General features: G+C 66.6%; 12 protein-coding genes. 7 read left to right on the top strand and 5 right to left on the bottom strand.

What is annotated here, in order from left to right; all coding sequences use genetic code 11:
* Nucleotides 1-38 precede the first annotated feature (38 nt).
* Genes GVY41_RS00360 through GVY41_RS00330 form a run of 7 tightly spaced genes read left to right on the top strand, consistent with a single transcriptional unit; the run spans nt 39 to nt 6,492 of the window.
* Entirely contained in the window at nt 39-1,079 is a 1,041-nt protein-coding gene (locus GVY41_RS00360) for an ABC transporter substrate-binding protein (RefSeq protein WP_161342274.1), read from the top strand.
* Nucleotides 1,080-1,103: 24 nt separating this feature from the next.
* Nucleotides 1,104-2,165 (top strand): ABC transporter ATP-binding protein, encoded by a 1,062-nt coding sequence (locus tag GVY41_RS00355; RefSeq protein ID WP_161342272.1) that lies wholly within the window; start codon nt 1,104-1,106, stop codon nt 2,163-2,165.
* The gene (locus tag GVY41_RS00350) at nt 2,162-3,037 is read left to right on the top strand and encodes an ABC transporter permease (protein WP_161342270.1); all 876 of its coding nucleotides are present in this window, start codon (nt 2,162-2,164) and stop codon (nt 3,035-3,037) included. The genes GVY41_RS00355 and GVY41_RS00350 overlap by 4 nt, the downstream gene beginning before the upstream one ends.
* A 1-nt stretch (nt 3,038) precedes the next feature.
* Complete coding sequence (locus GVY41_RS00345; RefSeq protein ID WP_161342268.1) at nt 3,039-3,815, top strand: ABC transporter permease; 777 nt, start codon at nt 3,039-3,041, stop codon at nt 3,813-3,815.
* Nucleotides 3,812-5,314, top strand: coding sequence for a carboxylesterase/lipase family protein (locus tag GVY41_RS00340; protein WP_161342266.1), 1,503 nt, complete (start codon nt 3,812-3,814; stop codon nt 5,312-5,314). The genes GVY41_RS00345 and GVY41_RS00340 overlap by 4 nt, the downstream gene beginning before the upstream one ends.
* A 12-nt stretch (nt 5,315-5,326) precedes the next feature.
* Complete coding sequence (locus GVY41_RS00335; RefSeq protein ID WP_161342264.1) at nt 5,327-5,515, top strand: hypothetical protein; 189 nt, start codon at nt 5,327-5,329, stop codon at nt 5,513-5,515.
* Nucleotides 5,503-6,492 carry a LysR family transcriptional regulator gene (locus tag GVY41_RS00330; protein ID WP_202456054.1) on the top strand — a complete coding sequence of 330 codons (990 nt, stop codon included), beginning with the start codon at nt 5,503-5,505 and terminating at the stop codon, nt 6,490-6,492. Before GVY41_RS00335 ends, GVY41_RS00330 begins: the two co-directional genes overlap by 13 nt.
* Before the next feature lie 19 nt (nt 6,493-6,511).
* On the opposite strand, the gene GVY41_RS00325 is transcribed toward GVY41_RS00330, so the two are convergent.
* The 5 genes from GVY41_RS00325 to GVY41_RS00305 all read right to left on the bottom strand — a co-directional run bounded on the left by GVY41_RS00325 (nt 6,512) and on the right by GVY41_RS00305 (nt 13,291).
* Complete coding sequence (locus tag GVY41_RS00325) at nt 6,512-7,822, bottom strand: TRAP transporter large permease (RefSeq protein WP_161342262.1); 1,311 nt, start codon at nt 7,820-7,822, stop codon at nt 6,512-6,514.
* Nucleotides 7,823-7,840: 18 nt separating this feature from the next.
* Complete coding sequence (locus GVY41_RS00320; RefSeq protein WP_161342260.1) at nt 7,841-8,368, bottom strand: TRAP transporter small permease subunit; 528 nt, start codon at nt 8,366-8,368, stop codon at nt 7,841-7,843.
* 78 nt (nt 8,369-8,446) lie between these two features.
* The gene (locus tag GVY41_RS00315; RefSeq protein ID WP_161342258.1) at nt 8,447-9,433 is read right to left on the bottom strand and encodes a TRAP transporter substrate-binding protein; all 987 of its coding nucleotides are present in this window, start codon (nt 9,431-9,433) and stop codon (nt 8,447-8,449) included.
* Between the two features lie 97 nt (nt 9,434-9,530).
* Nucleotides 9,531-11,240 (bottom strand): hydantoinase B/oxoprolinase family protein, encoded by a 1,710-nt coding sequence (locus GVY41_RS00310; RefSeq protein ID WP_161342256.1) that lies wholly within the window; start codon nt 11,238-11,240, stop codon nt 9,531-9,533.
* A complete protein-coding gene (locus tag GVY41_RS00305) occupies nt 11,237-13,291 on the bottom strand; it encodes a hydantoinase/oxoprolinase family protein (protein WP_161342254.1) in 2,055 nt (684 codons plus the stop codon). Before GVY41_RS00305 ends, GVY41_RS00310 begins: the two co-directional genes overlap by 4 nt.
* Nucleotides 13,292-13,392: the final 101 nt, after the last annotated feature.

Below are 13,392 nucleotides of genomic sequence, written 5' to 3'. Positions count from 1 at the left end.
ACCGCCTGACTGCTCACCCTCCAAAGGAGACCGCCCCCATGACGAAACGCCTCTCCCTATCGCTGCTTGCGCTGCTCGCCGCCTCCGGCGCCGCCCATGCGCAGGACAAGACCCCGCTGAACGTCGTCGGCTTCTCGGGCGTCTTTGCCGAGAACTACGAGAAGTTCATCATCGCCCCGTTCGAGGCGGCCCATCCCGACATCGACGTCATCTACCAGCCATCGAAGAACTCGGCCGAGACGCTGGCGCTGCTGACGCTGCAGCGGTCGGACCCGACGGTGGACGTGGCGCTGATCGACGTATCGGTGGCGATCAAGGCCAATGGCGAGGGGCTGTTCGCCACGCTCGATGAAGCCTCGGTCCCCAACCTCGCCGATCAGCCTGACTGGGCGCGCATCGACGGCGACAAATCCATCGCCTTCAGCCAGGACAATCTGACGATCCTCTACAACACCGAAACGGTCAGCGAACCGCCGACCAGCTGGACCGACCTCGCGGACCCCAAATACAAGGGCAAGATCGCCGCCAAGCTGGCCGACACCCGCGGCGTGATCCTGATCCCGATCCTGAACAAGATCGCCGGCGCGGATTACAAGGACAGCATCGACCCGGCCATCGAGCTGATGAACCAGTTCGCCCCCAACGTTTCAACCTGGGAACCCGCGCCCGATTGCTACGCCGTCGTGCAAAGCGGCGAGGTCGACCTGTCGATCTGCTGGAACGGCCGCTCGCAATACCTGCATGACACCCAGGGCGGCATCATCGGCGTGTCTGCCCCAAAGGAAGGCTCCATCGGCCAGACTAACACGATCAACCTGGTCGAGGGCTCGGCCCATGCCGACGCGGCCAAGGCCTTCATCAACTACGCCCTCTCCGCCGAGGCGCAAGCGACCTTCGCCGAGCAAAGCTTCTACGGCCCGGTGAACAGCAAGGTCGAGCTGTCCCCCGAAATTGCAGAGCGGATCTATGGCTCGCCCGAGGCGCAGGCGGCGCAGATGTCGCTCGACTGGCCCTGGATCGCCACGGTCTATTCCGAGTGGATCCAGCGCATCAACCGCGAAGTCATCGCGTTCAACTGACCTCAAACAGACGGAGGGCGAGCCATGTCCGAACATCACGTCGTCGTGGACAACCTGGTGAAAACCTATCCGGGTGCGGCCACGCCCTCTGTCGACCATGTCAGCTTCGCGCTGCCCAAGGGCGAGATGCTGGCGCTGCTGGGGCCTTCGGGCTGCGGCAAGACCACGATCCTGCGCATGATTGCCGGGCTGATCGAGCCGACCTCGGGCGCGATCCAGCTGAACGGGCGCGAGATTTCGCAAACCCCGGTCCACAAGCGCAACATGGGTATGGTGTTTCAGGCCTATGCGCTGTTCCCGCATATGACGGTGGCGGGCAATGTCGCCTTCGGGCTGGAAATGCGCGGCATCCCGCATTCGGAACGCGGGCCCAAGGTCCAGCGCGCGCTGGATATGGTCAAGCTTGGCCATCTGGGCGACCGGCGGGTGACGCAGCTTTCGGGCGGCCAGCAGCAGCGCTGCGCCATCGCCCGCTCGCTGGTGATTGAACCTGAACTGCTGCTGCTGGACGAGCCGCTGTCGAACCTTGACGCCAAGCTGCGCGACGAGATGCGCGATGAGATCCGCGAGATCCAGTCGCGCACCGGCGTCACCGCGATCTTCGTCACCCATGACCAGGACGAGGCGCTGTCGATGGCCGACCGGCTGGCGGTCATGTCCGCCGGCAAGATCGAGCAGATCGGCACCCCGCGCGAGATTTTCGACGCGCCTGCCAACGAATTCGTCGCGGGCTTCATCGGCGCCGGCAACTTCCTGTCCGGCCGCGTGACCGCGCCGGGCGAGGCCGAGATCGAAGGCTTGGGGCCGCTGCGGTTCGAGGCACCCGCCCGTATCGGCTCGCAGGTCAACCTGATGGTGCGCCCGCACCGCTTCAAGCTGGCCGCTCCGGGGCCGAACGCCTTTACCGGGCAGGTCGACAGCCTGGTCTATCGCGGCCAGATCCTGACGCTTGGCATCAGCGTCGGCGGCAAGCGGCTGACGGCGGATCTGCACACCCATGCCGGCCACCTGCCTGCCAAGGGTGAGACGGTGACGCTGGCCGTGGCCCCCGGCGACGTGACCTTCTTGTCCGAGGCCGCGGCATGAGCGCCACCGGAGCCCCCGCGCAGCAGATAACGGGATCGAACCGTTTCATGCTGCTGATCTTGCTGGTGCCGGGTCTGCTGGCGCTGATGACCACCTTCCTGCTGCCGATGATCTGGCTGGCGCGGGCGTCGTTCTCGACCTCGTCGATGGCCGCCTTTGGCGGCGGGATGACGCTGGAGCATTACCATGCCGCGCTGACCGATCCCTTCTACTGGAAGGTGGCGATGAACACCCTCTCGCTTGGGGTGACGGTCAGCTTCTTTGCGGTGATCCTGTCCTATCCGATCGCGCTGTTCCTGACGCGCAGCACCAGCCGCTGGCGCGGGGTGCTGACCGCGCTGGCCGTCGCCCCGCTGCTGACCTCGGCCGTGGTGCGGACCTATGGCTGGATGGTGATCCTGGGCGACCGCGGCGTCATCAACGGCACGCTGCAGGCACTGTCGCTGACCACGGACCCGGTGCGCCTGTCCAACAACACCTTCGGCGCCACCGTCGCGCTGGTCGAAATCCTGATGCCCTATTCGATTCTGGCGATGCTTGCCGGCTTTGGCCGCCTGAACCCGCAGCTGGAAGAGGCCGCCTCGATGCTGGGCGCCAGCAAGCTGCGGGTGTTCTGGCGCATCATCCTGCCGCTGTCGCTGCCCGGCATCCTGACCGGGGCGCTGCTGGTCTTCGTGCTGGCGATCTCTGCCTTCGTGACACCGCGTCTGATGGGTGGCGGCCGGGTCTTCGTGCTGGGAACCGAGGTGTTCCAGGAGGCGACGGTCACGCTGAACTGGCCGCTTGCCGCCGCGCTGTCGGTGGTGCTGCTGGCGCTGTTTTCGTCCGTCATCGTGATCTATCAACGCGCCCTGCGCCGGTTGGAGGCCTGACATGTCCCGCTTTCTCTGGCACGGCCTGATCGCGCTGATCTACCTGTTCCTGCTGGCGCCGATCCTTGTGGTGGTGATCGTGTCCTTCGACACCCGCCAGTATCTGGCCTTCCCGCCCGAAAGCCTGTCATTCGGCAGCTATGCCAAGGTCTTCGCCAACCAGACCTTCATCTCGGCCTTCGGGCGCAGCGTGATGATCGGGCTGGCCGTCGGGCTGGCGGCGGTGGTGATCGGCACGCTCTTGTCGATGGCGCTGGTGCGCTACCGCTTCCGCGGGCGCGAGGGGGTCAACTTCCTGATCCTCGCGCCCTTCCTTGTGCCGCATATCGTGCTGGCGGTGGGGATCATGCTGGTGCTGGCCCCGATGCAATTGCTGGACAGCTATACCGGCATCATCCTCGCCCATCTTGGCATCACCGTGCCCTACACCGTCCGCACCATCACCATGAGCCTGATGTCGGTCGACCGGCGGGTGGAAGAGGCGGCGATGGTCCATGGCGCCACCCCCTTCGCGGTGTTCCGCCGCATCACCCTGCCGCTGATCGCGCCGGGCCTGATCGCGGGCGGGGTCATCGCCTTCCTGATCTCGTTCGACGAGGCGACGATCTCGCTGTTCATCGTGTCGGTGAAGGTCTCGACCCTGCCGACCGAGATCTACAACTACCTTGAGGTTTCGACCGATCCGCAGATCGCCGCGCTGTCGGTGCTGCTGATCGCGATTTCCATCGTGGTGGTGATCGCGGTCGAGAAGCTGATCGGCCTGAGACGCGCCCTGTGACGCCTGTCGTCCAGACCGAGGCCGGCCGCGTCTCGGGCCTGATCGAGCCGGGGGGCACCTACGCCTTCCTCGGCGTGCCCTATGCCGCGCCGGTGACCGAGGCGCGGCGCTTCGAGGCGCCCGCGCCGGTCGAACCCTGGGCCGGGGTGCGGGTCTGCGACCGGCTGGGGCCGGTCTGTCCGCAGCTGCCCACCTATGGGCCCGTCGGCACCGCGGCAGCCTCGGATCTGGAACAGGGCTCAGATTTTCTAAGCCTCAATATCCGGACGCCCACCCTCTTTGGCCGGGCGCCGGTGCTGGTCTGGATCCACGGGGGGGGCTATGCCGTTGGCTCGGCGAATGAACCCGTGCTGCAGTCAGGCGCCTTCGCCGCCTCGGGCGTGGTCGAGGTGACGGTGAACTATCGCCTTGGTGCGCTTGGCTTTCTCAGCCTGCCGGGCAAGCCGGACAACCGCGGCCTGTTGGACCAGATCGCAGCGCTGGACTGGGTGCAGCGCAACATCGCGTCCTTTGGCGGTGATCCCACGCAAGTCACCTTCGCCGGCCGCTCGGCCGGGGGCTTCGCGGTCGCGGCGGTGATGGCCATGCCCGCCGCGCGCGGATTGTTCGCCCGCGCGATGCCGCAGTCGGGCGCCTCGACCGGGCTGGCGATGCCCGAGGATGCGGCGAAGCTGACGCGGCGGATGGCAGCGGCGCTTGGTACCGAGTCCCTGGGGATTGCCCGCGCGCCGCTGCAGGCGCTGATCGCCGCGCAGCGCGACCTGTGCAACGAAAGCTATGACCGCCACGACGCAGCCCGCGACGGGCGCGCGGCGATGCTGGGCGTGCCCTTCGTGCCGGTGATCGACGGCGACAGCCTGCCGGACCACCCCGAGGCCGCGGCGCTGCGGGGTCAGACGGCGCCGGTGCCGATGATGATCGGCTGCACCACGGCGGAATACCTGACGCATTCCACCGTGGTGCCCTCGGACCTGACCTGGGGGGGTGCCGCCGCGCTGCTGGACCAGCGCGTCCGCCCTCTGGGGCTGACCGGCGCGCAGATCGTCGCCCGCTACCGCACGGCGCTGCCGGATCATGGCCCGCAGGGCCTCTGGCGGGCGATCGGCGGGGATCTGGTGTTTCAGGCCCCGGCGATCCGCTTTGCACGCGCCCATGCCGACCATCAGCCGGTGTGGAAATACCTGTGGGGGGAGCTTGCCGCCGATGAGACCGGCGCGGCGCATGGGGCCGAAGTGGGCGAGGTCTGGTATCGCCCCGGGATGGACCAGTCCGCCCGCCCCGAGCGACAGCGCATCAGCGACCCGCACGCCGCCGCGCGAACCCATCAGCTGTGGCTGTCGTTCATCCGGGGCGAGACGCCGGCCACCGGCGGTGTTGCCGCACCGCGCTATACCGTGGACGAGCCGCGGCTGATCTGGCTGACGCCGGGCGGCGCCGAAGTCACCCGCGACCCGTTCGATGCGCGCGTGGCCCTGTGGCGCGCGGCAACAGATGGCTAGGATGCTCGACTGATGGAGCAGGATGGCCGACGGTCCGCAGATAGCGATCTGTTCACCCTGATCTGCGACAGCGGCGGCCGATATGCCGCAACCTGCCACAATCCGGACTGGCTGGTTGCGAACGACCTCGACATCGCGCCGTGGCAGCGGATGATCGAGACATTCCTCAACTCCGGGATCTGGTCCGAATGCAACCCATGACGAGCCCCTATCTGGATACGCGGCAGCTGGAGGCCTTTGTCGCGGTGATCTCGATCGGCTCTATGACCGGGGCCGCGCGGGCGCTTGGTCGCTCGCAGCCGGTGGTGACGCGGCTGATCCAGGAGCTGGAGGCGGAATTAGGTTTCCCGCTGCTGCACCGCAACGGGCCGCGCATCTCGCCCACCCAGCAGGGCGTGGCGTTCTACGGGCAGGCCGAGATGATCCTTGGCGGGCTTCGCACCATTGCCGAACGGGCGCGCGGCATCGCGGGCGCCGCGCCGCAGCCCATCGAGATCGCCTCGCTGCCGTCGCTGGCGGCCAGCGTGGTGCCGAAGGTTCTGGCGGGGCTGACCGCGGACGAGACGCCGGCGCGCATCCATCTGCGCACTGCCGCGGCTGAGGCCATCGTCCAGGCCGTAGCCGACCGCACCGCCGATATCGGGCTGACCTCGTTGCCGCTGGATAACCCGGGTGTGGAGGTTCACTGGACGGCCGAAGTGCCCTGCGTCGCGGTCGTGGCCTGCAGCCATCGCCTTGCCGGGCGCGCCGAGATCACACCCGAGGATCTGGTGGGCGAGCGGCTGATCGCCTCGCATAACCCCTACCGACTGCGCCTTGCGATCAATCAGGCGCTTGGATCCTTCGATGTGACGCCGATGGCGCTGATCGACAGCAACTCAAGTCCGGTGTCGATGGCGCTCGCCCGCGAGGGGCTTGGCGTGGCGGTGGTAGAGCCGCTGACGACCATAGGCCTGCCCGTGGCGGGTGTCGCCGTGATCCCGCTGAGCTTTCACATTCCGTTCCGCTTTGGCGTGATCACCGCGGCGGGCCGGCCACTGCCGCCACTGGTCGAGCGATTGATCAGCGACTTCAAGGAGCAGCTGGCGGTGCTGGTGCCGGGCTACCGCCAGCTGGACGATGCCGACACTTCCAAGCTCTTCGAGCTTGCACCCTCGGACCCGTCAATGCGGGCCTGAGTGGCGCCGGGCTGGCCCCTCAGCCATACAGCACCCTTGGCAACCAAAGCGCGATCTCGGGGAACAGCACCAGCAGCACAACGGCAAAGCTGAACAGCAGGAAGAACGGGAAGCACGCGACCGAGACCTGCCACAGGGTCCAGCGCGTCATGCCCTGCAGGATGAAGAGATTGATGCCCACGGGTGGGGTCAGCATTCCGATCTCGATCATCAGCACCAGAAAAACCCCGTACCAGATCGGGTCATAACCGGCGGCGAGCGCCAGCGGCAGGGTCATTGGCAGGCTCATCACGATGATCGCCACGCCGTCGACGAAGATCCCGAGCGCGAGGTAGAACAGGCTGAGGATGAGGATCAGCGCCACCGGCCCAAGCTCCAGCGATGCGATTGCCGCGCCAAGCTCCTGCGGCAGGTGCAGATAGCCGAGGGTGGTAGACAGAAGAGCCGCCGATACAAGGATGATGCAGACCATCGAGCTGGTCCGCACCGTGCCCATCAGGCTGTCGCGCAACAGGGCGAAGGACATCTTGCCCATCACGCTGACCAGCACCACGGCGGCAAAGACCCCGACCGCGGCCGCCTCGGACGGGGTGGCGATGCCGGAATAGATGGAGCCGAGGACGACCGTCATCAGGAACATGATCGGCGTCAGGTTGCCAAGCGCAAACAGATAATCCATCGCGCGATAGCGGTTCGAGCCCTCGGGCGCGATGTCCGGGCGGATCAGTGCGACAACGATGATGTAGGCGGAGTAGAGCGCGGCCACCAGCAGCCCGGGCAGCACCCCGGCGGCGAAGAGCCGGCTGATCGAGACCTCGGCGAGAATGCCATAGATGATCATCGCAATCGAAGGCGGCAGCAGCAGGCCGAGGCTGCCCGCCCCGGCGAGAGAGCCAACAGCAATTTTGGTGTCGTAGCCGCGGCGGCTCAGTTCACCCATGGTGATCTTGCCGACGGTCGCGGTGGTTGCGGCAGAGGATCCGCTGATGGCGGCGAACAGCGTGCAACCCAGAACGTTGGTGTGCAGCAGCCGGCCCGGGATCTTGTCGACAAAGGGCACAAGCCCGCGGAACAGGCGTTCCGACACGTCGGTGCGAAAGATCAGCTCGGCCATCCAGATGAACAGCGGCACCGCCGCCAGCTCCCATGTCGCCGCGCTGCGATAGGCGATGGACGAGGCGATTGTTCCGATCCGGTCAAGGTTCATCCCGACAAGGAAATGCAGCGCCGCAACCGAGACGAGGATCAGCCCCGCAAAGATCCAGATGCCGCTTCCCAGAAACACGATCAGGAAGAGGGTCAGCGCAGCACCGGCGATAAAGGGGTCCATCGGCGTCTCCGTAAAGGGTCAGAGGTCGTTCTGCAGGTCGCCGTCGGGCACCTGCACCGGGCCGGGCGCGCCGGTGATCTGGCGCAGAAGGTAGGCGATGACCTGCAGGCAGAAGGCGGCAAGGCCGAAGGCGCACAGCGCCTCGGGGATCCACATCGGGATCTCGGCAACCGAGCTGCTGACGCGGCCGCGTTCATGGCTGCGCAGGGCGGTATTGATCAGATACCAGGTGATCTGCCCCATCACCGCCAGCGTCGCGAGCGCGCAGAACGCCTCCAGCGCCCGGCGCGGGCGGCCGGACAGCCTGTCGACCAGCAGCCCGACGCGCACGAGGCTGGAATGCTCAAACGCATAGCCAAGCGACAGGAAGGTCGCCGCCGCGATGCAGTAGCCGACCATCTCATCCAGCACGAAGGTCGAGGTCGCGAAGAAGCTTCGCAGCACGATTTCAATCAGGATATGCAGGGTCATCGCCACGATCATCAGCGCCGCAAGGGCGGCGCAGAACCGGGACAGGCCAAAAGCCGCGGTCTGGAAGGTGTTCATTCGCGCTCCGCTGATGAAGGTGGGGACGCCCCGGTCAGGCCCGGGCCGGCGGACAGCCGGCCCGAAGACCATGATGGCTTACTTCGCAGCCTCATAGGCAGACAGGATAGCCTCGGCATCGGCGCCGAGCTTCTGTTTCCAGTCGACCAGCGTCGGCTCTGCCGCGGTCGCAAGCGCGGCAAGGTACTCGGGCGACACGTCCTTGACGATGGTCATGCCGTTCGTTTCCATCTGCGCGTAATTCTCACCCACGCGGTTCGCCAGCAGGTCCCATCCGAAAGCCTCGGCCGTGGCCGCGGCTTCAGCAACCCAGGCCTTCTGTTCGTCCGACAGGTCTTCATAGACATCGCGGTTGATGTGCACGAATTGCAGCGGCATCGCATAATTCACTTCGGTGAAGTGCGACTGATGCTCCCACAGCTGCGATGCCGCGCCGCCATCGGCCGAGGTTAGCACCGCGTCGAGGCCGTTGGTGGTCAGCTGCGGCACGGTATCGGCCCAGGACAGCTGGATCGGGGTGGCGCCGGCATTGCCGAAGGTGACCGTGCCGTTCGCGTCATAGGTGCGGATGCGTACGCCGGCGATGGCCTCCATCGAATCCAGCGGCTCGCGCCCCCACAGGCCGCTCGGCGGCCAGGGCGTGGCGAACAGCAGGATCTGGTTATCCTCTTCCAGCACCGCGGCGTAATAGGGCTTGGCGATGTCATAGAGCTTGCGGTTCTCGTCCGCGGTCTTCGCCAGGAACGGGATCGAAGACAGCGTGAAGACCGGGTGAACGCCCGACCACGGCGTGGCAAAGGATGACGCGATATCGACCGCGCCATCCCCCACAGCGTCATACTGGTCCACCGATTTGTAGCCAAGGGCGGCGCCGTGATGGGCGGTCACCACCATGTCGCCGGCGCTGACCTCTGCCAGCGCGGCAATGAAGGTGTCGGCCGACTGGGCGTGGACCGAGTTCGGCGGGTATTCGTTCGCCAGATCCCAGCTGACGGATTGGGCGGATGCGGCCCCTGCAAGACCGGCAAGGCCAAGCGAGAAAAGGGCGCTGCGGAGTGTGATCATGTGTCGTTTCCCTGTTGGGTGCCGTCGGTCCGGGGACCATTTGGCAGGTTGGGGTTCATTCGGGCGCTTTGGCGCCTCTGTCGTTATGGGTGTGCGGTCACGCGGGTTCGGTCCGCGCAGTCATCTGGGCAGTCATCTGGGCGGGGTAGTTCCGGCGCAAGAAGCCGTCCGAGAATTTGCCGGACCGTGCATCCTCGGCCACCGCCTCGGCGCTGCGTTCCTTGGCGGGGCCGTATCCGCCCGATCCGGGGGTTTCGACGGTGACGGAGCTGCCTTCGGGCACAGCCACCGCCGAGGGTTTCACCTCCAGCACCGCCTCGCCGGCGGGGCCGTTCAACACGAAGCGGCCGGTGCCCCCCGGTCCTGCGCCGAAGATGCCCCAAGGCGGGTTCGAGAACCGCTCGCCCGCGCCGTTGAAGGTGCAGTCATGGCCCACGGGCTGGATCACCCGGCGCAGCCCCGCCCCGCCGCGATACTGGCCCGCGCCGCCCGAATCCTCGATGAAGCCGTAACTGATGACGCGCAGGGGGTATTCGGTCTCGATCGCCTCGATCGGCAGGTTCGAGGTGTTGGTGATATGCACCTGCACGCCGTCCTTGCCGTCGCGGTCGTTGCGCCCGCCAAAACCCCCTCCAAGCGTCTCGAAATACAGGTAGGGCTGGCCGTTGCGCGGATCTGTGCCCGAAAACACCGCTGTGGTGTTGGCCCCGTTCGCGGCCCCCACGACCCGGCCCGGAATCGCCGGGGCGAAGGCACCGATGATCACATCCACCAACCGCTGCGAGGTGTTGAGACGCTGTGCCACCGGGGCGGGCGCCTGGCAATGCACGATGCTGCCCGGATCGGCGACGATCTCGCAGCAGTCGATGATGCCCTGGTTGTTGGCGATCTCGGGGTCCAGCAGCGTGCGCAGCGCATAGGCCACCGCCGCCTTGGTGGCGTTCAGCGGCAGGTTGATGTTGCCGCGCACCTGCGGGGCAGAGCCGCGCAGATCGAACACCACGCGGTCGCCGGTGGCGGTGATCTTCAGCTTCAGCGGGATGTTGGTGGTGCCAAGCCCGTCATCGTCCATCACGTCTTCGAACGCATAGACGCCATCGGGAACCGCGGCGATGGCGGCGCGCATCCGGTCATGGGTGCGGCGGATCAGCTCGTCCCAGACTTCGCGGATCAGCGGCAGGGAGTATCGCGTGCCGATCTCGGCCACGCGGCGCACCCCCAACTTGCAGGCGGCAATCTGCGCGAAGTGATCGCCCCGGCGTTCATCGGGGATGCGGGCGTTCAGCAGGAACAGGTCCATAATGTCCTGCTGCAGCTCGCCCTTGCGGAACAGGCGTACCAGCGGGATCCGCAGCCCCTCCTGATAGATTTCCGACATGCCGCCCGCCATCGACCCGGGCACCATGCCGCCGATATCGGCATGGTGGGCTATGTTGCAGATGAAGCCGACCAGCTCCCCTTCCAGAAACAGGGGGGCGGCGTAGTTGATGTCAGGCAGGTGCGTGCCGCCAGCCACATGCGGGTCATTGGCGACGAACACATCGCCTTCGTGGATCTCGTCCAGCCGGTACTTGGCAAGCAGCGTCTCCATCAGCCCGGTCATCGAGGCAATGTGGATCGGCAAGGACATTTCCGCCTGCACGATCAGCCGCCCGTCGCGGTCGCAGATGGCGGTGGAGTGGTCGTGCCGTTCCTTGATGTTGGTGGAATAGGCGCTTTTCATCAGCGCGATGAACGTCTCGTCCACGACAGACCGGAAGGCGCTGGTGACGATTTCGATGGTGATGGGATCTACGGTGGCACTCACAGGTCAAGGTTCCCGCGCTGGATTAGGATGTTGAGGGCATCGTCCACCCGCGCCGTGTCGCCGGGGAACAGCAGCAGCGTCGCGTCGAACTGGTCGATGACGGCGGGGCCGGAAAGCGTGGTGCCCGCCGCGAAATCGGCGCGGTCATAGACGGGCGCGGTGATCGGCGCGGCGCCATAGAACCACACCGGGCGGTGCGAGCGGGGCTGGGGCGCCGCCGTCGCCGTGCCCGATTGCGCCGGGGCCTCCAGCGCGGGCCGCGTGCCAATGGCGGTCAGGCGCAGCGCCACCACATCCACCGGATCGTCGGGGTTGAAGAAGCCGTAGGCCTGCGCATGGGCGGCGAAGAACATCTGCTTCAGGGTGGCGATGCCCGGCAGCGCGTCCAGCGTGATCTGCAGCTCATAATTCTGGCTGGCATAGCGCATGTCGGCGGCCAGCTGCACCTTGCGGTCGGCGGGCGCGATGTTCTCGCGCGCCCACCAGTCATCGGCCTCTGCCTGCATCGCGCTGACCATCTCTGCCAGCGCGCCGGCATTCTCGTCCCGCGCGGCGATGCGTTTGGAACGGACGAAGCTTTCCGACCGGTCGGACACCAGCAGACCCTGCGCGCACAGGATACCCGGCAGAAGCGGGATCAGGATCTGGGTGATCCCAAGCGCACGCGCGCAGCCCTCGGCGTGAAGGGGCCCTGCCCCGCCGAACGGCATCAGCACGAAGTCGCGCGGATCATGCCCCCGCTCTACCGAAATGGCGCGGATCGCCCGCACCATGTTCGCCGACATGATCTCGAGGATCCCGCGCGCCACCTGCTCGACGCTCAGCCCCAGCTGCGTCGCCATCCCGCCCACCACGCGGAACGATGCGTCCGTGTCCAGCGACATGGTGCCCCCCAGCAGGCCGCGGGTGGACAGCCGGCCCAGAACCACATTCGCATCGGTCACCGTGGGGTCCGTGCCGCCGCGGCCATAGCAGGCGGGCCCCGGCTGCGCGCCGGCACTGGCCGGGCCGACCTTCAGCAGCCCGTCCCGGTCCTGCCAGGCGATCGAGCCGCCGCCCGCGCCGACCGTGTTGATATCCACCATCGGCATCCGCACCGGGAAGCCCGCCACATCGCGGTCGAAGGACAGCTTCACCTGCAGGTCGCGGATCAGGGCCACATCGGCGCTGGTCCCGCCGACATCGAAGGTGATGATGCTGGACAGGCCCGAGGCGCGCGCCGTGTGAATCGCCCCCATCGCGCCCGCCGCCGGGCCGGACAGTGCCGTGCGGATCGGGAAGTCGCGGGCGGTATCGACCGACATCAGCCCGCCGTTGGACTGGTTGACCCCCAGCGTCGCGCCCGGCGAGCGCGCCGCCACTTCGTCTTTCAGGGTGGTCATGTAGGTCGAAAAGGTGGGCTGCAGATAGGCGTTCAGCAGGGTTGTCGAAGACCGTTCATATTCCCGGAATTCCGGCTGCACCTCGGACGAGGTGGAGATTGCGACGCCCGGCAGCGCTGCCGCGATGCGGGCCTTCACCGCCCGCTCATGCGCGGGGTTGAGATAGGCGAAGAGGAAGGCGATGGCGACCGCCTCCACCTCCTCCGCCCGCAGCCGGTCGATCACTGCGTCCACGCTTGCCATGTCCAGCGGAGTGATCACCTCACCCGCCGGGCCGACGCGCTCATCCACCTCGAACCGCAACTCGCGCGGGGCCAGCGGCATCGGGAAATCGGCCTTGAGGTCATACATCCTGGGCCGGATCTGGCGCCCGATCTCGACCAGATCGCGGAAATTGCGGGTGGTGACCATCGCCACGCGCGCACCCCGGCGCTGGATCAGGGCGTTGGTCGCCACGGTCGTGCCATGCGCAACCGCGCTGACGTCTGCCAGATCAATGCCGATCTTGGCGGCCAGCCCCTCCAGCCCAGCGATGATCGCGGCGGCCGGATTTGCGGGTGTGCTGGAGACCTTGTGCAGCGCCACCTGCCCCGTCTGCTGATCCACGGCGCAAAGGTCGGTGAACGTGCCACCCACATCGACCCCTACCGTCCAGCTGCCTGTCTTCATTCTGGTGCAATCCGTGTTCTGACTGTATGTTATGTGTATGCTCAAAGTATACAGACACTGCGTCAAGTCATCTTCTTGGATCACCCGCAGAAAACCGCGAT

The sequence above is a fragment of the Frigidibacter albus genome (genome assembly GCF_009908165.1).
GTDB classification, from domain to species: Bacteria; Pseudomonadota; Alphaproteobacteria; order Rhodobacterales; family Rhodobacteraceae; genus Frigidibacter; species Frigidibacter albus.
This window is presented reverse-complemented; position numbering and strand designations above follow the sequence as displayed.

Coding starts and splice junctions, on each gene's coding strand:
- GVY41_RS00305 (WP_161342254.1), bottom strand. CDS start 13,291: ATGAAGACAGGCAGCTGGACGGTAGGGGTCGATGTGGGTGGCACGTTC.
- GVY41_RS00345 (WP_161342268.1), top strand. CDS start 3,039: ATGTCCCGCTTTCTCTGGCACGGCCTGATCGCGCTGATCTACCTGTTC.
- GVY41_RS00360 (WP_161342274.1), top strand. CDS start 39: ATGACGAAACGCCTCTCCCTATCGCTGCTTGCGCTGCTCGCCGCCTCC.
- GVY41_RS00325 (WP_161342262.1), bottom strand. CDS start 7,822: ATGGACCCCTTTATCGCCGGTGCTGCGCTGACCCTCTTCCTGATCGTG.
- GVY41_RS00335 (WP_161342264.1), top strand. CDS start 5,327: ATGGAGCAGGATGGCCGACGGTCCGCAGATAGCGATCTGTTCACCCTG.
- GVY41_RS00315 (WP_161342258.1), bottom strand. CDS start 9,433: ATGATCACACTCCGCAGCGCCCTTTTCTCGCTTGGCCTTGCCGGTCTT.
- GVY41_RS00330 (WP_202456054.1), top strand. CDS start 5,503: ATGCAACCCATGACGAGCCCCTATCTGGATACGCGGCAGCTGGAGGCC.
- GVY41_RS00320 (WP_161342260.1), bottom strand. CDS start 8,368: ATGAACACCTTCCAGACCGCGGCTTTTGGCCTGTCCCGGTTCTGCGCC.
- GVY41_RS00350 (WP_161342270.1), top strand. CDS start 2,162: ATGAGCGCCACCGGAGCCCCCGCGCAGCAGATAACGGGATCGAACCGT.
- GVY41_RS00355 (WP_161342272.1), top strand. CDS start 1,104: ATGTCCGAACATCACGTCGTCGTGGACAACCTGGTGAAAACCTATCCG.